Raw genomic sequence first — 20,079 nt, 5'->3', positions numbered from 1 at the left:
AATTATGGGAGTGATAGGCACAATATTTCTGTTCTATTTAATTATATCATATCTAGCTGGAGCCATAATTTCTGTAATTATATTACTTGAAAATAGAGATCCTGCAAAAACCATGTCTTGGTTATTGATGTTTATCATATTTCCTGGGATAGGGTTAATTATATATGCTATTTCGGGTAGAAATATTAGAAAACGAAAATTATTTAAAACTCAAAAACTAGCTAATAATATAAAAGAAAAGAAACTTTTTGATACATTAGAAAAGATAACAGAAATTGTTGAACTAGAAAAAGAATCTATAAGGCAAAATAAGCTTTTAAGAGATGAAGAAGATGGTAGCTATAGAAAAAGAGTCATAAGCATGCTACTAAAGACTGGGATGTTTCCATTTACTAAAAACAATAAAGTAGATGTTTTTGTAGATGGAAATGAAAAATTTAAGAGACTTATAGAAGATATAAGAGAAGCTAAAGACCATATTCATTTAGAGTACTTTATAATCAAAGACAGTGAAATAGGTAGGGTGTTAAAAGAAGAACTTATAAAAAAAGCTAAGGAAGGTATTAAAATAAGAATTTTATATGATGATGTAGGGTGTTGGAGATTTTGGTTTAATAGAAAATTTTTCCGAGAAATGAGAGAAGTAGGTATAGAAATAGCAGCTTTTTTACCTACAAAATTCCCTATAATAGGAGGAAAGTTAAACTATAGGAATCATAGAAAAATTGTTGTTATTGATGGAATAATTGGATATACAGGTGGAATAAATATAGGAGATGAATATTTAGGAAAAAATGAGAAGTTTGGGTATTGGAGAGATACTCATATTAGAATTAAAGGAATTTCTGTATATATGCTTCAAATGACATTTTTGATTGATTGGTATTATACAACAAAAGAGGTTTTAGTCACTAAAAATTACTTTCCAAGTGTCGGAAATGTAGGTGAAAGTATGATACAAGTGGTAGCTAGCGGACCAGATAGTGATTGGGAAGACATTCATTATGCTTATTTTTCTGCTATATGTCAAGCTAAACAAAATGTTTATATAGAAACTCCATACTTTATTCCGGATGAGAGTCTGCTGAAAGCTATAAAAAGTGCTGCACTTAGTGGTGTAGATGTAAGAATAATATTTCCTAAAATTGCAGACCACAAAATAGTTAATATAGCATCTTATTCATATTTTGAAGAAATATTAAGAGCAGGTGGTAAAGTCTATTTGTATAAAAAAGGATTTATACATTCCAAAGTAGTAATAATAGATGATAAAATTGCTTCTGCGGGTACAGCAAACATGGACTTAAGAAGTTTTATGCTCAACTTTGAAGTGAATGCTTTTATTTATGATGAAGATGTTATCAAGGTAATGACAGATGATTTCTTTGAAGATTTAAGTCATTGTGAAGAGCTTAATTTAGAGGTATTCATGAACAGAAATATTGTACAAAAAATTAAAGAATCTGTAGCCAGATTATTTTCACCAATATTATAAAAAATTATTAAAAAAGGTATTGAAAATTATGTGTGATTGGTATATTATAATAATTGTTAGCACTCTAGTAGATAGAGTGATAATAAATAAAAAGTATATATATAAATCTACATACAAAAGTAGTATTAATTTAAAAATAACTAAAAACATAGGCAAACTAGTCTATACTTAATATTTTAGGAGGCGTGAATAATGAAAATAAGACCATTAGCTGACAGAGTAGTAATTAAAAAAGTAGAAGCAGAAGAAAAGACTGCAAGTGGAATAGTTTTACCAGGAGCAGCTAAAGAGCAACCTCAAATAGCTGAAGTTGTAGAAGTTGGACCAGGTGGAATAGTTGAAGGAAAAGAAATAAAGATGGAATTGACAGTTGGAGACAAAGTTATATTCCAAAAATATTCTGGAACAGAAGTTAAAATAGAAGGGCAAGAATATACAATACTAAGACAAAGTGATGTATTAGCTGTTATTGAATAAATATAGAATAAATTTATTAGGAGGGGTTTAAAATGGCTAAAGAAATTAAATTTTCAGAGGAAGCAAGAAGAGCTTTAGAAGCTGGTGTAAATAAATTAGCAGATACAGTAAAAGTAACATTAGGACCTAAAGGAAGAAATGTTATATTAGATAAAAAATTTGGTTCTCCACTTATAACTAATGATGGTGTAACTATAGCAAAAGAAATAGAATTAGAAGATAGATTTGAAAATATGGGAGCTCAGTTAGTTAAAGAAGTAGCAACTAAAACTAACGACGTAGCTGGAGATGGTACTACAACTGCTACAGTTTTAGCACAAGCTATAATCAGAGAAGGTTTAAAAAATGTAACAGCAGGTGCTAACCCAATACTTTTAAGAAAAGGAATACAAAAAGCAGTAACAGTAGCAGTAGAAGAATTAAAAAATCAATCAAGAATAGTAGAAACACAAGAAGCTATATCTCAAGTTGCTTCTATATCTGCTGGTGATGAAGAAGTTGGAAAATTAATAGCAGAAGCTATGGAAATAGTAGGTAAAGATGGAGTTATAACTGTTGAAGAATCTCAAACTATGAATACTGAATTGGATGCTGTTGAAGGTATGCAATTTGACAGAGGATTCGTTTCTGCATATATGGTTACAGATGTAGACAAGATGGAAGCAGTTTTAAACGACCCATATATATTAATTACTGATAAAAAAATATCTAACATACAAGAACTATTACCAATTCTTGAACAAATAGTTCAACAAGGTAAAAAGCTACTAATAATCGCTGAAGATGTAGAAGGTGAAGCATTATCTACATTAGTTGTTAATAAATTAAGAGGAACATTTGATGTAGTAGCAGTTAAAGCTCCAGGATTTGGAGATAGAAGAAAAGAAATGCTTCAAGATATAGCTATACTTACAGGTGGTCAAGTAATATCAGAAGAATTAGGATATGATTTAAAAGAAGCTGATTTATCTATGTTAGGTAGAGCTTCATCTGTTAAAGTAACTAAAGAAAATACTACAATAGTAGATGGTTCTGGAGATAAAAAAGCTATAGAAGATAGAGTAAATCAAATCAAACATCAAGTAGAGCAAACTACTTCAGATTTTGATAGAGAAAAATTAATGGAAAGATTAGCTAAGCTTGCTGGTGGGGTAGCTGTTGTAAAAGTTGGAGCTGCTACAGAGGTTGAGTTAAAAGAACGAAAATTAAGAATAGAAGATGCTCTTAATGCAACTAGAGCTGCTGTAGAAGAAGGAATAGTAGCTGGTGGAGGAACTGCTTTTGTTAGTGTTATACCAGCAATAGGAACACTAGTTGATAGTTTAACTGGAGAAGTTAAACTAGGAGCTCAAATAGTTAAAAAAGCATTAGAAGAACCATTAAGACAAATAGCTATAAATGCTGGTCTTGAAGGTGCTGTAATTGTACAAAATGTTGTTAATGCTGAAGCAGAAACTGGATTTGATGCTTTAAATGAAACATATGTAAATATGATAGAAGCTGGTATAGTTGACCCAACTAAAGTTAGTAGAAGTGCTTTACAAAATGCTGCATCAATAGCAAGTACTTTCTTAACTACTGAAGCTGCTGTTGCTGACCTTCCTGAAAAAGAAGATGTAGGAATGCCAGGAATGGGTGGCGGTATGCCAGGAATGATGTAATCTTAAAATATTTAAAAATATAAATTTTAAGATAGAGAACTATTTTGACTTAGATTTTAATATCTAAGTTGAAATAGTTCTTTTGTATATATCTAATTTTTTATGTATTTACAACTTTAATATATATATTTGGATAATTAGTATCTAGACTATAATAATATCTTTGAAGTGGTATTGTTATTTTTTAGGTTATGATGTTAGATATATATTAATTAAGGTATAATTGTTGGTAGAGAATAAATCAAAGTTTAAAAGGATGCGATAATATGGATTTAAGAAAATTGCTTGAACAGGTTAAAAATGAAAACATTGATATAGATGTTGCATTAGAACAATTAAAAGATTTACCCTATGAAGACCTTGGATATGCAAATATAGACCATCATAGAGAATTAAGAAATGGATATCCAGAAGTAATTTATTGTGAAGGTAAAAGTGATGAACATATTTTAGGAATTATTGATAAAATGAATCAAAAAGGTTCTAATATATTGGGGACAAGATGTAGAAAAGAAACATTTTTAAAAGTTAAAGAAATTTATAGTCATGCTGAATATGAGGAATTATCTAAAATTCTTAAAATTCAAAATCATGTTATAGAGAATGTTGGAAAAGGCAAAATTGTAATTGCAACAGGAGGAACTTCTGATATACCAGTAGCAGATGAAGCATATTATACAGCTAAATTTTTAGGTAATGATGTTGATAGAATATATGATGTTGGAGTGGCTGGTATACATAGACTTTTAAATAAGAGACATAAAATAGATAGTGCCAGGGTAGTAGTAGCTGTTGCAGGAATGGAAGGTGCACTTGCAAGTGTAATTGGAGGTCTAGTTGATGTTCCAGTAATAGCTGTCCCAACATCTGTCGGATATGGAGCCAATTTTGGAGGATTAGCAGCATTATTGGCTATGTTAAATAGTTGTGCGTCTGGAATATCTGTTGTAAATATTGATAATGGTTTTGGAGCAGGATATTTGGCAGCTATGATAAACAAATTATAATAAATATATTGATATAAATTAGACATAAATTATACGATATTAATCTAATGTTTATTAGATTTTTCATTATTAAAACTGAGGAGAAATATATGAGTGAAAAAATACTTTATTTTGATATAGTAAGTGGTATATCAGGGGATATGACCCTTGCAAGCTTATTAAATTTAGGTGTACCTAAGGAAATTTTTTTGGAGGAAATTCATAAACTAAAAATGAGCGATGAATTTAATATAAATATAAGCTCAAAAAATGAAAGTGGAATATCAGGTACAACAGTAAAAGTAATTACGAAAGAAACACATATTCACAGGAATTTAGTGGATATATTTGAAATTATAGATGAAAGTGATTTAAATGAAAATGTAAAATCTAATGCTAAAAAAATATTTATGGTAATTGGAGAAGCAGAAGCAAAGGTTCATGGAACTACGATAGATAAGATACACTTCCATGAGGTAGGGGCTATAGATTCAATTGTAGATATCGTAGGAGCATCTATATTAGTTGATTTACTTTGTATAGATAAGATTTATTCTAGTACAGTGTCTGTTGGCTCAGGATTTGTAAAATGTGACCATGGAGTCATGCCTGTACCTGCACCTGCAACTATGGAAATATTAAGAGGTGTACCAATTAAATTAAATAATGTAAGAGGAGAATGTACAACTCCAACAGGAGCTGCAATAATAAAAGTTCTGTGTGATGAGTTTATAGAGGATTTTGAGTTTTCTCCAATACAAATTGGATATGGAATAGGTCATAAGAAATTTGAAGTACCTAATATGCTAAGAACAGTATTAGGCGAAAAAAAAAAGAAGAATTAATTTATGAAATTAGTGCAAATATCGATGATATGTCTTCGGAAGTATATTCTTATTTGTATGAAAAAATATTAGACGAGAAAGCGTTAGATATTTATACAGAAAGCATTTATATGAAAAAGAATAGACCTGCAACGAAAATATCGATTTTATGTAATAAAGTAGATTTAGAAAAATTTATTGAAATATTGCTTTTAGAAACTAGCACTTTTGGAGTACGATATAATGCGTACAACAGAGAAATTTTAGATAGAAAGTTTGTAAAATTAGATACAGAATATGGATTAGTTACAATAAAACTAGGGTATTACAAAGATAAATTAGTTAAAGCTACTCCAGAATATAATGAATGTAAAACTATAGCAAAAAATGAAGATATTCCTATAAAAAAAGTGTTTGCTGATATAAATTTTAGAATAAAAGAAGAATTTAGTGAAAACTTATTGACATAAGTAATAAATTTTGATAAATTAATACTCAGCCTTAATAAATAAAAGTAAACAGAAAAAAATATATAAAATATAAACTCACTCGTATATGCTCAGAGATATGGTCTGAGAGTCTCTACCAAGATACCGTAAATATCTTGACTATGAGTGAAATTATTATACCAAAAGACCTAGTTAAGTAAATGTGTAGGCTGAGTTATACTCCCTATGTGTTGGCTATAAGATAAGGGTCATTTTGGAAGCCTGTATAGTAATTTCACTTTTGTTAGAAATTATGGAAGTTACTATACAGGTTTTTTGTGTAAAAAGATTTAATATAATTTAGACTGTATTGTGTTAAAATAAATATATATAAAAACTATATTATACAAGGAGAGATGTAAATTTATGAAACATGAATTAGTACTTGTAATAGATTTTGGAGGTCAATATAATCAGTTAATAGCTAGAAGAGTTAGAGAAAACAATGTATATTGTGAAATACTTCCATGTACTGCAAGCATAGAAAGAATAAAAGCAAAAAATCCTAAAGGGATAATATTTACAGGTGGGCCAAATAGTGCATACTTAGAGGATTCTCCAACAATATCAAAAGAAATATTTGAACTAGGAGTACCAATACTTGGTATATGTTATGGAGTTCAAATAATGTCTCATGTATTAGGTGGAGTTGTAAGAAAAGGCAACAAACAAGAAAAAGAATATGGAAAAACATCTATAACTTATGGAAAATCATTATTATTTGAAGGGATTACTACAAATAGTGTTTGGATGAGTCATACTGATTTAATAGAAAAGGCTCCAGAAGGATTTACTATAGTTGCAAACACTAAAGATTGTCCAGTAGCTGCTATGGAAAATGTAGAACAAAAACTATATGGAGTTCAATTCCATCCAGAAGTAGAACATTGTTTAGAAGGGGATAAGATACTTAAAAATTTCTTATACAATGTATGTGAAGTAAAAGGTGACTGGACTACAGATTCATTTATAGAAGATAAAATAAAAGAATTAAAAGAAAAAATAGGCGACAAAAAAGCTTTATGTGCTTTAAGTGGAGGCGTTGACTCTTCTGTTGCCGCAGTTCTTATTCATAGAGCAATTGGGGATAACTTGACTTGTATATTTGTTGACCATGGTTTGCTTAGAAAAAATGAAGGAGACGATGTAGAAAGAATATTCAGAGAGAAATTCGATATAAATTTAATAAGAGTTAATGCAGAAGATAGATTCTTATCTAAATTAAAAGGAATTTCTGAGCCAGAAGCTAAGAGAAAGATAATTGGTGAAGAATTTATAAGAGTATTTGAAGAAGAATCAAATAAATTAGGAAAAATGGATTTCTTAGTTCAAGGAACAATTTATCCAGATGTTATAGAAAGTGGACATGGAAATGGTGCTGCTACTATAAAATCTCACCATAATGTTGGTGGAATTCCTGAAGATGTAGATTTCCAAGAAATAGTTGAGCCATTAAGAGAACTATTTAAGGATGAAGTTAGAAAAATAGGATTAGAGCTTGGTATAGAAGAAGGATTAATATTTAGACATCCTTTCCCAGGACCAGGTCTTGGAATAAGAGTTATAGGTGATGTAACTAAAGAAAAATGTGATATATTAAGAGAAGCAGATGCTGTTTATATGGACGAGCTTAGAAAAGCTGGTTTATATAGAGAAATATGGCAAGCTTTTGCAACATTACCAGATGTTAAGACTGTTGGAGTTATGGGAGATGAAAGAACATATGCTTATTTAGTTGGTTTAAGAGCAGTTACTTCTTCTGATGGAATGACTTCTGACTGGTATAAGATGCCTTATGATGTTTTAGAGAAAATTTCTAATAGAATAATCAATGAAGTTGATGGAGTAAATAGAGTAGTTTATGATATAACTTCTAAACCACCTGGAACAATAGAGTGGGAATAGTTAATAGTAAGCTAGAAGGCCTTTAAATAGGGCATTTCTAGCTCTTTTTCTGTCCATTTTTTACGTGTTTTCATACATATCATGCTGTATAACTATTCTTTTAGGTTATATTTATGTTTTTAACGGAATGCGTAAAATTCAAAGTCATAATATATCTTAGTTGAGCTAGACTTTGTGCTATAAATAATTATTTTACTCATAATGTTTTTCTTCTCTTTCAACTCCTGTATATAGTTTTGTAATCATTTGATAAAACAGACTGATTTCTTCATTTGAATAATCTTGAAATATATTGTTTAATTTCTCAGTATGGAGTTCCTGTACTTTTTGTGAATATTCATCTGCTTTTTTTGTTAATACAATAGAAGTATTTCTTTTATTATTGGGTTCATGCTCAATAGCTATAAATCCTTTGCTTTCAAGAGAAACAGCTAGTTTTTTTATATTTTGACGTGAAGACCCTAAGAGTTTTCCAAGATAAGTAAAAGTAGTTTTTTCATCAGCATGCTTTACCATTGTAAGAAGCATAAATTGTTTTAAAGTAAGATGTTCATCTGCTTTATCAAAAATAGTTTGTAATCGGTTCTGTAAAATAAATATGCTTGCAAAAATACCTCGAACTTCATTATTTCTTTCACCACTAAAATTTTTAATCATATTTTTAATTTGCATAAGATATTCCTTTCATGTGAAATCTACTATTTACATTATAGTAATAAGTTGCTATAGTGTAAATAGTAACTTATTACTATAATTTACACAAGGTATTTTTCAGTTGACTTAACTAACAACACTCAGAATCTTTAAATACTTTACCTTAGGGAGGAAATCAAATGATAAAGAAAAAACAAATGACCTGGCTAAATATTTCAGCAACCATTATATTCATACTATTGCTAATCATTACAGTTTGTGGAATATTTTCATTCTCTATAGATAATAAATATGAGGCAATAAACCTATATGGGCAAGTTATTGAGATGTATGGTACAGGTATCTATCAATATGACTCATATTTCAAGGCACCTATATTGATAGGTTCAGACTTAGTAATGTTTTTAATTGTTGTTCCAGTTATTGGTTCATACATATTTCGTGATATAGATACAGTAGAACAAAAAACAAATTTTCTCACAATTCTAGGTATCGTTTTGTATTATGCTTTTAGTATTTCGTTTGGTGTTGCACATAATCAGTTACAACTAGTATATATTTTGTTAACTTCAATTTCATTTTTCACTCTATTTACTTTACTGATGGATATTTATGGAATATCACTTTGCTATAACTGTTCTTTCCATTTAAGAAAGGTAGAATACATGTTTTTGATATTAGCAGGTACTTCAAATATTGTTGCATGGTTACCAGATGTATTACATTCATTATTTACAAGTAGTACACTTGAGAGAATAGAAATGTATACTACAGAAATTACTTATGTGCTTGATATGGGAATTATTAGCCCTTTGGTTTTTATTATTATTTATCTATTAATAAAAAAGAAAAGCTATATTTCATTAGTTTTATATAGAATGATATTAGTAACATTAAAAGTTATTGGGGTAATGCTTCCAATACAAACTCTTGTACAGCTACGAGCAGGCATTTATATTCCAATTCCTGAATTGGTTACGAAAGTTGCTATTTTTGTGACACTTGCGATAATCTCTATCTATTTTGATAAGTTAAATAAAAAAAGAATTATAGTGATTCTGTCAAATAATAATTTTTAGTTTCACAGGATGCAAGCTCAAAACAAGTAGAATATATCATGGTAGATTGTTTTTATCATATGAATTTTAAAAGGTAGATGTCGTAATGACTTATACCTCTTACTCAGTTTACTTTATTATATATTAATCATTAAACTTGAATTTTATGTTTAGTATTTTTGTTGTATTCTATTGATTTTCTATAAACCACTCATATACTGTCTGACAAAACTTTTCACTATTTAAATAGTAGCTATTATGAACATCATCAATTTCAACAAGCTTCTTTTTACAGCTCAACGAATTATAATAGCTATCAAAATACTTAGGTTTGAAATATCTGTCATGAAGCGTTTTAAAAACAAGTGTTGGAATATTAACTCCATTTTTTATTACACTATCTTGTGCGACAAAACATTCTAACATTGTATTCATTACCTTTGTGCTATTTTTCCAAATATTAGGGTTGTCTTGCTCAATCATTTTGTAAAACGCATTATCATGGGCTTCATTATAACCTTCATATTTAGGTGGTTTTACTGTTATATGAAAATTAGGAAGGAGTTTGAGGAAAAAGTTTAATAATTTAACAGTGGGATAAGAATAACCTACCCCTGACGTATTTTTATAATCAACACAGGCAAACTGGGCAAAACTTTTTAACTTATTACTTGTACATGCATAATACTGTGCAAACATGCCACCAATACCTGCATTTCCGTATAGATGTATGTTGGAAGAATAATTCTTTTCTATATACGCAATGACAGAGTCTAAGTCTTTTACAATTGAATTACGTGAAAAATCTTTTTCATTACCACCGCTTTTACCTGTTCCTGAAAAATCAAAGGCAAAGACATTTACATCATATTGCGAAAGAGGTTCGTATGCTAACTGTAAATCAAGCGTAGTTACAATAGGAGTATGTGTAACAATAATATTCGTAGATGATTTTCCACTAATGAATGAATTACAAAAAATCACTGTATTTCCGTTTGGTATTTTTATATGTTGCCAACTCACTTACTTTTCCTCTCTTTCATATGTAAAATATTAGAATAATAAAATTATAAATTATTTATTGGTCATATTTTATCACAGTTACATATTAAAGTCATTTATTTTTTAGTTGTATTATAATATTAATAATAAAGCAGTATATTAGAATGAAATTTATATAGTGAAATTCATATAATAAAATTTATTTTCAGGATAATTAAAAACTACCTTTTAATTTTAGATTAAAATCTTGATATTTTTACAAAGGTAGTAGAGCAAAGAATAGTCTCTGTACATTATGATAAGCTATTGTTTTACTATTGTTGATATTAAGGATATAGAATTTGTTAGTATTGAATAAATAGAAATATAAATTTAGATTATGAATTTTATTTTTAAACAATATTCTACAATAATATAATAGAAAATATTACATAAATAAAATGAATAAAGAGATTATCCGTGAATTATTATTGGAATATAAAGGAGTTTTGTTGAATATTGGTAAATAGAATATTATAATATAGTGTGGATAGATTTTTAGTAATAAAATTTGTAGAGTTAGTATTTATACTAAAAATGGACTTATAATTTGGAGGACAAAAAATGAAATTATCAAGGTACGAAAAAAACAATATGGTTTTGTCTATAATTTTATGTGCACTTATTATTTCAATTCTTGTAATTACTGTTTTTACTACTGTAAAACTGTACAACATATCTAATAAGCAAACTAAAAACTATTTAAACGATGTATCTACACAAATTGTATCAAATGTTGACAATCAAATTGAGTTTATTTTGTCTGATTTAAGACTAATGGCAGATTTTATTAAACAATATGAAGGCGATAGTCGATATGATTACTTAGCAAAAAGAAAAACTAGTTATGAATATTCTGATATTGGGATAATTGATTTAAAAGGTGAAGCAGAGTTTTTAAGTGGAAAAAAATTGGACTTAGAGAATACTGTTTCATATAAAAAGGGAATAGAAGGTAAAGAATATACAGAACTTATAGAGTCACTAGACGTTGTACTCTACAGTGTACCTATATTTGATGATAAACATGAGGTATCTAGTATTTTAGTCGGCGTTTCTCAAAAAGAAAGTGTGAATAATATTCTTAGTATTGACAGTTTTAATGGAGAAGGAACTATTGAAATTGTTAATACTAAGGGGAAACCTCTCTTTATAGGTAAAAATAGTGAGTTGATAAAGGATATTAGTCATAAATATAGAGGTGCTATAAATGAGCATTGGGTTCCCAAAATGATGGATGACTTTAAGAGTGAAGAATCAGGAGAAATTATAATAACTTCATCAAAAAATGTAAAGTGTTTGCTAACTTATCATCCAGTAACAAAAGATTTAAATGATTGGTATTTTGTTCTTATAGTGCCTGAAGAAGCTGTTTTAGGTGAATTGAATAAATTAAACATTTTTACAATAATAATGACATTTATAATTATTTTTATTATTGGAATTATAACATGGATTTTATATACTATTAGAAGAAAATATATAAAACAAATCGAAGATATTGCTTATTTAGATAATATAACAAATGGTATTAATTCAACAAAATTTAGTATGTTAATAAAACCTTTAATTTCTAAATCTCCTGATAGCACCTACATGATGATAGCAATAAACATAAAAGATTTTAAGCTAATAAATGATTGTTTTGGTAGTGAAAAAGGAAATAATGCACTTAAATATATTTATAATGTATTGGAAAAGAATATTATTAATGATGAAGAGTTTGTATGTCGTCATGATGCAGACTTATTCTATCTATTTATAAAGAATCGAGCAGTATTAGAAGTTTTAGAATTATTGTATAAAATAGAAAATGAGATTAATTATTTTAATAAAGACAAAGAAAACCCATACTTTTTAAGAATATCAGTAGGTATTTACACTATTGAAAATCATAATGAAGATTTAATAACAATACAAGACCATGTAAATACAGCAAGAAAAAGTTTTAATAAAACTCATAAAAGTGATTTTAATTTTTATAGCGATATAGAAAAAAATAGATTGATATTTGAAAAGGAATTATCAAATTTAATGGAAAAGGGTCTTGCAGATAAAGAATTTTTTATATGCTTACAACCAAAGGTTGATATAAAAACTGGAAAAATTAGAGGTGCGGAGTCTCTTGTTCGTTGGAATAGTGTAGAAAAAGGAATGATTTATCCAAGTGATTTTGTTCCTCTTTTTGAAAAAAACGGATTTATATGTGAATTAGACTTGTATGTGCTTGAAGAAACATGTAAATTGATTTCTAAATGGATAAAAGAATGTAAAGAGTTATTAATAATTTCTGTTAATGTATCAAGGCAACATTTAAAGGATAAATTATTCTTAGAAAAATATGAGATGATATGTAATAAATATAATGTGCCTACATGGCTAATAGACTTAGAACTTACTGAATCTATTTTTTTAGAAAGCCCAGAAGCTATTGATGTAATAGATGATATTCATAGTAAAGGTTTTAAATGTTCTATAGATGATTTTGGATTTGGATATTCATCATTAGGAATATTAAAGGATTTTAAAGTTGAGATAATTAAATTAGATCGTTCATTTTTTGTGAATAAAAATGATATAGAACGTGGTAAAATTGTTGTAGAATCTGTTATTGAACTTAGTAGAAGGCTTGGCATGAAAGTAATTGCTGAAGGTATTGAAGAAGTTGAACAAGTACATTTCTTAAGAAGTATTGGATGTGATTATGTTCAGGGTTATGTTTTCTCAAAGCCATTATCAATATCTGAGTTTGAAGAATTCACATATAATGATAATAAAATAAAAAATTTGAAAATATCTAATGATTAGAGTTCTAAAATAAAATATTTAGGCAAGTTATATAATTTAAATATATAGCTTGCCTTTTTTACTTGTATGGTTAAATATTCAGATATAGTTTTACTTTTAAGTAAAACCTTTAACTATTTAACTATTGACCATATAGTTATAGATGTATAGTAGTTATCAATAAAGCGTTGAAAATACTATGTAATATTAAAATGTATTGTAATCAGTAGATGATATAAAGTTTTAAATATAAATATTATATTTTTTGATAAAAATATGTCTACAGATTTTGTAAAAACAATTTTCAAATATTGTAAGTTGTGGTTAAAGCTTTATTGTATTATTCTGAATATAGAAAGATAGTTACTATTTTTAGACATAAAAAAACTAAAATATACAGAATAACATAAAATTTGCAGTATTAATAACTCTAATTATTTTGAAAGGAGGGAAAATATGATAAGTGGAAGAATGTTACTCATTATGAATTTTCTAAAGGAAAAAGAGAAGACAAGTTATAGGGAGATTAGCCAACAACTAAGTATAGAAGAAAGAAAAATTAGATATGACATAAATAATTTAAATATTGTTTTACAGTCACTAAAGAAACCATTAATACAAAAGATAAATAAAGGCGTATTAATTATTCCTAAAGATTTCCAAGTAGTATATATAGATAATAATGACTATGTATTTTCTTTAACTGAGAGAGTATCTATTATGAAAATTATATCAATGTTTAAAATAGATAAGCTAAATTTAGAAAAGTTGAGCAAAGAATTCCAGGTTTCTAGAAGTTCAATTAAAAACGACCTTAATGTTTTATCAAATGAATTAGAAAGAAACAAAATAACTATTACATATGATAAGACTTTCAAAATAAGTGGAGATGAAAACACTATATATAAACAAAGATTAAGTATATTAAAATCATATTCTTACCTATTTGGTAAAGAAAAGTCTGATTTAAGTGTGTTTGAGCAGTATTTAGTGAAAATTATTGAACAAATATTCAAAGGAATTTGTTTGAATGATATATATAACTGGTCAACAGATTTACTTTCCCAAATGGATTGGACTTTAAATGATGAATCTTTTACGTGGTATGTTTCAAATATTTTTCTTTTTACATGGTACATACATTCAGATGAAAAACATCCTTTAGAATCTTCTTCATTAAGTGAGCCGTATTTTGAAAATAAGTTTGACCAAGAATTTGAACAAATCATTCAAAAGAAATTGACCAAAGAACAAATTTTATTGTTAAAAAGTTTTGTGTTTTTTACAAATAAATATGCAAGTTTAAATGAAGATATGGATTTGATTAGTACAGAAATAATAGTTCAAGATTTAATTTACAATATGTCAGAAATACTAAGTGTTGATTTCAAAGAAGATATGATTCTTTATAAAGGTTTGCTTAATCATATTGCTCCATTAATAGAAAGAATCAAACAAAACATACAAATCTATGAAGAACTATTCCATGTTATACCAGATAAATATCAATATGTACTTGAAGCTACTAAGGTTTCTATACAAAAGAATAGGATGTTAAATCAAATAAGAAATGAAAATGAAATAATACTTTTAGCAATACACTTTTTAGGAAGCGTACAAAGAAACGAGAGAAATAATTATAAAAATATATTATTAGTTTGTGGATTTGGATATGGTGTAATTGCTATGTTAAAAGATACTCTAATAAATGATTATCAAATAAATATATTGGACAGTATTCCAGCATATAAATTGCAAGATTATAAGGACTGGGAAAATATCGATTTCATTATAACAACATCAAAGATAGCTACAACTTTACCCAAAGTAGTTATTGAGATTAATCCATTTTTACAAGAAAACGATTATCTAAAACTTGAAGAAAAAGGAATAAAAAGAAAGAATGTCCTGACTAATTATATATCAATTAAAAAAAGGCTAGATTTCTTAGAAGAAGATGCTCAAAAAAGAGTGTTGAGTATCATATGGCAAGAGCTCGGATATAGTGATGAAAGGATATTATCTAGACAACTTAAATTAAGTGATTTAATAGGGGCTGATACTATCAACATAATTGATAAAGAAGTGAAGTGGGAAGATGCTGTTAAAATTAGTTCAAATATACTTGCTGATTGTGATTTTGTATCAACACAATATGCTGAGAATATTATAGATATTTTGAAAAATGTAGGTTTTTATGCTGTAAAAGATGAAGAGTTTGCTTTATTACATGGGAATGATAGTTCATTAGTTAAAGTGAGTTCAATAAGTTTACTAATATGTAAAGAGCCAATTAGTTTTGGTGATAAAAAGGTTAAAGTTATATTTTGTCTAGCAAGTAGAGATAAAAAAGAGCAAATTCCAGCAATAATTAATTTAACTAAAATGGTTTATAAGACTAATTTTATTAGTATGTTAGAAAGTGCAAGGACAAAAGAAGAAGCAGAAGGTTTAATTCATAAATATGAGGAGGAGGTCACTGTATGAGTAAATTAGTCAATGTAAAATGCTCATTCAAAATGAAAGCAGATTCAAAAGAAGAAGCTATTACATCATTAGTGGATGTAGTATCAAAAGAGGGGTATTTAAGAGATAAAAATCAATTTTTAGAAGATGTTTTAAAAAGAGAGGAAACATTATCAACATATATTGGGCATGGTATAGGTCTACCTCATAGTCAAAGTATAGGGGTCAAAGATTCTTGTATTACAATTGGAAAGCTTGATGTTCCTATTGAATGGACAGAAGAAGGTGAAAAAGTAGATTTGATATTTTTAATATCAGTAACAAAAGATAATGAGAATAATCTTCATTTAAAGATTTTATCAAAACTGGCACGTTTATTGATGCATGAGAGTTTTAGAAATCAAATTAGAGAGTCAGATGAACAGACAGTTTATAATCTTATAAAAGAAAAGATAGGGGAGGAAGATTAAAGTGAGGATTTTAAAGTTTTTACAAAAACATCTTATGACAGCAACATCATATATGATTCCATTTGTAGTTGCTGGGGGAATATTATTTGCTTTGTCAGTAACATTAAGTGGGCAAGCTGCTGTTCCTGAAACTGGATGGTTAGCTAAACTAAATCAAATTGGTGCTGCAGGTCTAGCTTTGTTTATCCCAATATTAGGTGGATATATAGCATTTAGTATGGCAGATAAACCAGGGCTAGCACCAGGTATGATAGGTGCATATTTAGCAAAAGAAGTAAATGCTGGTTTTATAGGTGGTATTATAGCAGGATTTATAGCAGGATTTGTTGTCTTACAACTAAAGAAAATAAAATTAGCTCCTACAATGAGAACTCTAGGTTCCATATTTATTTATCCTTTGCTTGGTACATTGATTACAGGTGGCATAATTGTATTTTTAATTGGAGAACCTATAGCTTCTTTTATGGCATGGATGACGAACTGGCTAAATGGAATGTCTGGTGTTTCAAAGATTCCTTTAGGGGGTATTTTGGGAGGAATGATAGCTTCTGATATGGGTGGCCCTATAAATAAAGTTGCTGCGACTTTTGCTCAAACACAAGTTGATACACTTCCATACTTAATGGGAGGGGTTGGCGTTGCGATTTGTATACCTCCAATTGGATTAGGGTTAGCAACATTATTATTCCCAAAAAAATTTAGTAAAGAAGAAAGAGATTCAGGAAAAGCATCACTTCTAATGGGGTGTGTTGGAATCACGGAAGGAGCTATTCCATTTGCAACAGCGGACCCTGTTAGAGTAATTCCTTGTATTATGGCTGGTTCAATTATTGGAAACATTATGGCTTTTTTATTAGGATGTTTAAATCATGCTCCTTGGGGAGGCTTGATAGTACTTCCAGTTGTTGATAACAGGTTGGGTTATATAGCATCTGTACTAACTGGAGCAGTTGTTGTCGCAATCTTGATGAAATTAGTAAAGAAAGATGTAAAGGAAGATGAAGAAATTGAAGAAGATATAGATGATTCTATTGAATTGATATTCGAAGAATTATAGATATATGAAATAATAAATTAGCTTATATAAAATTTTAAAAAAAGCATGTAGAACTATAAATTTAAAGGAGATGAAGATATGAAAATTGTAGCAGTAACATCTTGCCCTAGTGGAGTAGCACATACTTATATGTCAGCTGAATCACTTGAATTATCAGCAAAAAAATTTGGAATAGAAATAAAGGTTGAAACTCAAGGAAGTTCTGGAATAGATAATGAGTTGTCACCTAAGGAAATTGAAGAAGCAGCCTGTGTGATATTAACTAACGATGTTGAGATTAGAAATATGGAGCGTTTTAAAGGAAAGAAAGTAGTAAGAATGAGTGTGTCTGACATTATTAAAAAATCTGATGCATTAATTAAGAAAATAAAAGATACTTTTCAATAAAGTTTGATTTATTTTACATATAACATAAAGATGTTTTTATTGAAGATTTTATTAAAAATATCTTTAAAAACATCTTAAAAAATAGAATAAAAGGAGATATAGTAATGAAAAAATTACCAATAAAAACTGTCGTACAACGATTACTAGACTTACAAGAAGAGGGGAAAAGTGCAACACTTTTAGGGATTGGTCCTATGTCACCTAATTTGTTACAAGCGAGTTTTGAATTAGCGAAAGATGATGATTTTCCTTTAATGTTTATTGCCAGTAGAAATCAAGTAGATGCAGATGAGCTAGGTGGAGGCTATGTAAATGGTTGGAATCAAGAAACTTTCACAAGAGATATTAAGAGAATAGCTGATAAAGTTGGATTTGATGGTTTATATTACTTATGCAGAGACCATGGAGGGCCATGGCAAAGAGATAAAGAAAGAAATGACCATTTACCTGTTGACAAAGCTATGGAATTAGGAAAAAAATCTTATTTAGCTGATATTGAGGCAGGTTTTGATTTACTAATGATTGACCCTACAAAAGATCCATTTGAAATGGGGAAAGTGATTCCATTGGATATAGTCTTAGAACGAACTGTAGAATTAATTGAATATTGCGAAAAAGAAAGAAAAAGACTTAATTTTCCAGAGATAGGATATGAAGTTGGGACAGAGGAAACAAATGGAGGATTAACTTCAACTGAGACATATGAAACATTTATAACTAGATTAAAAGTTGAACTTGAAAAGAGAGATTTACCAATGCCAACATTTATAGTTGGTCAGACAGGGACTCTAACTAGAAAAACAGAGCAAGTAGGAACTTTTAATTTTAAGAATGCTTATGATTTAGCTCAAATGGCTAAAAAGTATGGAGTTGGTTTAAAAGAACATAATGGAGATTATTTGGATGATGTGACTTTATTAGAGCATATACCATCTCAAATTATTGCGACAAATGTTGCTCCTCAATATGGTACTGAAGAGACTAGAGCATACTTAAAGCTAGCAGAAGTTGAAAGAAAACTAAAGGAAGAAGGGTTAATTGAAAAAACTTCAAATATTAGACATGTTCTTCTTGTAGATGCTATTGAATGTGGACGTTGGAGAAAATGGGTAATGGGAGAACAAAAAAGTTTAACTACTGAAGAAATATTTAAGGATGAAGTACTATCTAATGAGATATTAGATATTGCAGGTCACTATACATTCAATAATGATGATGTTAAAAGAGAGATAGAAGTGCTTTATAGTAATTTAAGCAAAAATAACATTGATGGTCAAAGATTTGTTGTAGACCATATTAAGCGTCCTTTACGTGATTATGCAGAATGTTATAATCTAAAGGGTGTAACTACTAGAATTTTAAATAAATAATAGGACTTATAGTGGTAAGTATTGTTATACTAGGTATTTATAGTTATAATTATATTTACCACTATTAAATTTTGGAGGACTAATATTTTGATTAATTTAATTTTTGATGTAGATGATACTTTATACAATCAGTTAACACCTTTTTATATTGCATATGATAAAGTGTTTTCTTCAATAAAGAATGTTTCTGTTAAGGATTTATATATAAGTAGCAGAAAGTATAGTGATGAGGTATTTCATTTGACTGAGAGTGGAGAGATGCCAATTGAAAAAATGCATGTGTATAGAATAATGAAAGCTTTTAAAGAATTAGGAAATGCCATTACAGAAAAAGATGCTCAAAATTTTCAAGATGAGTATATATATCAACAATCACAAATAACTCTAATCCCAGAAATGGAGCAAGTTTTAAATTTTGCTAAAGAAAAAAATATTAATATTGGAATTATAACTAATGGACCATCTTCTCATCAAAGAATGAAATTAAAGCAATTAAATATTGAAAAGTGGGTTGATGAAGAGAATATTTTTATTTCTAGTGAAGTTGGTTTTTCTAAGCCAGATATTAATATCTTTAGATTGGCTGAGAAATTTATGAATTTAGATAAGGCAAATACATATTATGTAGGTGACTCTTATAAAAATGATGTAGTAGGTTCTAAAAAAGCTGGATGGAAGAGTATCTGGATGAATCATAGGGAACATAGGGTAGAGGAGTTGGTTTATAAACCTGACTTTATAATTTTGGATTATCAAGAAATACCATTATTGTACAAAAAATTATTTAAAGACATTTAACTATTAATAAGATATAAATTGATTGGTAAAATAAAATTAAAAACTAGATATTTTGTAAGTCAACAACTATAAAATTGTATATCTATGAATAAGGAGGATGATTTATGATAATCAACTTCCTTTTTTAGTATAGATTTTGATGTAAATATCTTATA

General features: G+C 28.3%; 15 protein-coding genes, 1 pseudogene and 1 riboswitch. Of the genes and pseudogenes, 14 read left to right on the top strand and 2 right to left on the bottom strand.

The window, feature by feature from the left end:
* Positions 1-4: 4 nt before the first annotated feature.
* From cls to guaA, 6 genes and pseudogenes are all read left to right on the top strand, one after another.
* Positions 5-1,495, top strand: a complete 1,491-nt coding sequence (gene cls / locus KGF41_RS07960) for a cardiolipin synthase (RefSeq protein WP_227827817.1) — start codon at positions 5-7, stop codon at positions 1,493-1,495.
* Positions 1,496-1,687: 192 nt separating this feature from the next.
* Positions 1,688-1,972: a co-chaperone GroES gene (gene groES, locus KGF41_RS07955; protein ID WP_003420907.1), complete on the top strand. Its 285-nt coding sequence runs from the start codon at positions 1,688-1,690 to the stop codon at positions 1,970-1,972.
* 32 nt (positions 1,973-2,004) lie between these two features.
* Complete coding sequence (gene groL / locus KGF41_RS07950; protein ID WP_227827816.1) at positions 2,005-3,633, top strand: chaperonin GroEL; 1,629 nt, start codon at positions 2,005-2,007, stop codon at positions 3,631-3,633.
* Positions 3,634-3,899: 266 nt separating this feature from the next.
* The gene (larB, locus tag KGF41_RS07945; protein WP_227827815.1) at positions 3,900-4,640 is read left to right on the top strand and encodes a nickel pincer cofactor biosynthesis protein LarB; all 741 of its coding nucleotides are present in this window, start codon (positions 3,900-3,902) and stop codon (positions 4,638-4,640) included.
* Positions 4,641-4,687: 47 nt separating this feature from the next.
* Positions 4,688-5,913 (top strand): annotated as a pseudogene (gene larC, locus KGF41_RS07940) (nickel pincer cofactor biosynthesis protein LarC).
* Between the two features lie 59 nt (positions 5,914-5,972).
* A riboswitch (purine riboswitch) is annotated at positions 5,973-6,074 on the top strand.
* 223 nt (positions 6,075-6,297) lie between these two features.
* Positions 6,298-7,836, top strand: coding sequence for a glutamine-hydrolyzing GMP synthase (gene guaA, locus KGF41_RS07935; protein ID WP_227856548.1), 1,539 nt, complete (start codon positions 6,298-6,300; stop codon positions 7,834-7,836).
* A 192-nt stretch (positions 7,837-8,028) separates the two neighbouring features.
* Here guaA and KGF41_RS07930 read toward each other — a convergent pair whose 3' ends face one another.
* A complete protein-coding gene (locus KGF41_RS07930) occupies positions 8,029-8,493 on the bottom strand; it encodes a MarR family transcriptional regulator (protein ID WP_227842655.1) in 465 nt (154 codons plus the stop codon).
* 194 nt (positions 8,494-8,687) lie between these two features.
* On the opposite strand from KGF41_RS07930, the gene KGF41_RS07925 reads away from it, so the two are divergent.
* Positions 8,688-9,569, top strand: a complete 882-nt coding sequence (locus KGF41_RS07925) for a hypothetical protein (RefSeq protein ID WP_227827813.1) — start codon at positions 8,688-8,690, stop codon at positions 9,567-9,569.
* A gap of 168 nt (positions 9,570-9,737) precedes the next feature.
* On the opposite strand, the gene KGF41_RS07920 is transcribed toward KGF41_RS07925, so the two are convergent.
* Positions 9,738-10,571, bottom strand: a complete 834-nt coding sequence (locus tag KGF41_RS07920) for a serine aminopeptidase domain-containing protein (RefSeq protein WP_227842653.1) — start codon at positions 10,569-10,571, stop codon at positions 9,738-9,740.
* Positions 10,572-11,153: 582 nt separating this feature from the next.
* On the opposite strand from KGF41_RS07920, the gene KGF41_RS07915 reads away from it, so the two are divergent.
* The 7 genes from KGF41_RS07915 to KGF41_RS07885 all read left to right on the top strand — a co-directional run bounded on the left by KGF41_RS07915 (position 11,154) and on the right by KGF41_RS07885 (position 19,924).
* The gene (locus KGF41_RS07915; RefSeq protein ID WP_227842652.1) at positions 11,154-13,397 is read left to right on the top strand and encodes a GGDEF domain-containing protein; all 2,244 of its coding nucleotides are present in this window, start codon (positions 11,154-11,156) and stop codon (positions 13,395-13,397) included.
* Between the two features lie 435 nt (positions 13,398-13,832).
* A complete protein-coding gene (locus KGF41_RS07910) occupies positions 13,833-15,863 on the top strand; it encodes a PTS sugar transporter subunit IIA (protein ID WP_227856547.1) in 2,031 nt (676 codons plus the stop codon).
* Positions 15,860-16,312, top strand: a complete 453-nt coding sequence (locus KGF41_RS07905; RefSeq protein WP_227827809.1) for a fructose PTS transporter subunit IIA — start codon at positions 15,860-15,862, stop codon at positions 16,310-16,312. Before KGF41_RS07910 ends, KGF41_RS07905 begins: the two co-directional genes overlap by 4 nt.
* 1 nt (position 16,313) lies before the next feature.
* Positions 16,314-17,369 carry a PTS fructose transporter subunit EIIC gene (locus tag KGF41_RS07900; RefSeq protein ID WP_227434629.1) on the top strand — a complete coding sequence of 352 codons (1,056 nt, stop codon included), beginning with the start codon at positions 16,314-16,316 and terminating at the stop codon, positions 17,367-17,369.
* Positions 17,370-17,447: 78 nt separating this feature from the next.
* Positions 17,448-17,756 (top strand): PTS fructose-like transporter subunit IIB, encoded by a 309-nt coding sequence (locus KGF41_RS07895; protein ID WP_227827807.1) that lies wholly within the window; start codon positions 17,448-17,450, stop codon positions 17,754-17,756.
* A 104-nt stretch (positions 17,757-17,860) separates the two neighbouring features.
* Entirely contained in the window at positions 17,861-19,126 is a 1,266-nt protein-coding gene (locus KGF41_RS07890) for a class II D-tagatose-bisphosphate aldolase non-catalytic subunit (RefSeq protein ID WP_227827806.1), read from the top strand.
* A gap of 87 nt (positions 19,127-19,213) precedes the next feature.
* The gene (locus KGF41_RS07885) at positions 19,214-19,924 is read left to right on the top strand and encodes an HAD family hydrolase (RefSeq protein ID WP_227839326.1); all 711 of its coding nucleotides are present in this window, start codon (positions 19,214-19,216) and stop codon (positions 19,922-19,924) included.
* The last annotated feature ends 155 nt before the right edge of the window (positions 19,925-20,079 follow it).

It is taken from the genome of Clostridioides sp. ZZV14-6150 (assembly GCF_020657875.1).
In the GTDB taxonomy this organism is placed as follows: Bacteria; Bacillota; Clostridia; order Peptostreptococcales; family Peptostreptococcaceae; genus Clostridioides.
This window is presented reverse-complemented; position numbering and strand designations above follow the sequence as displayed.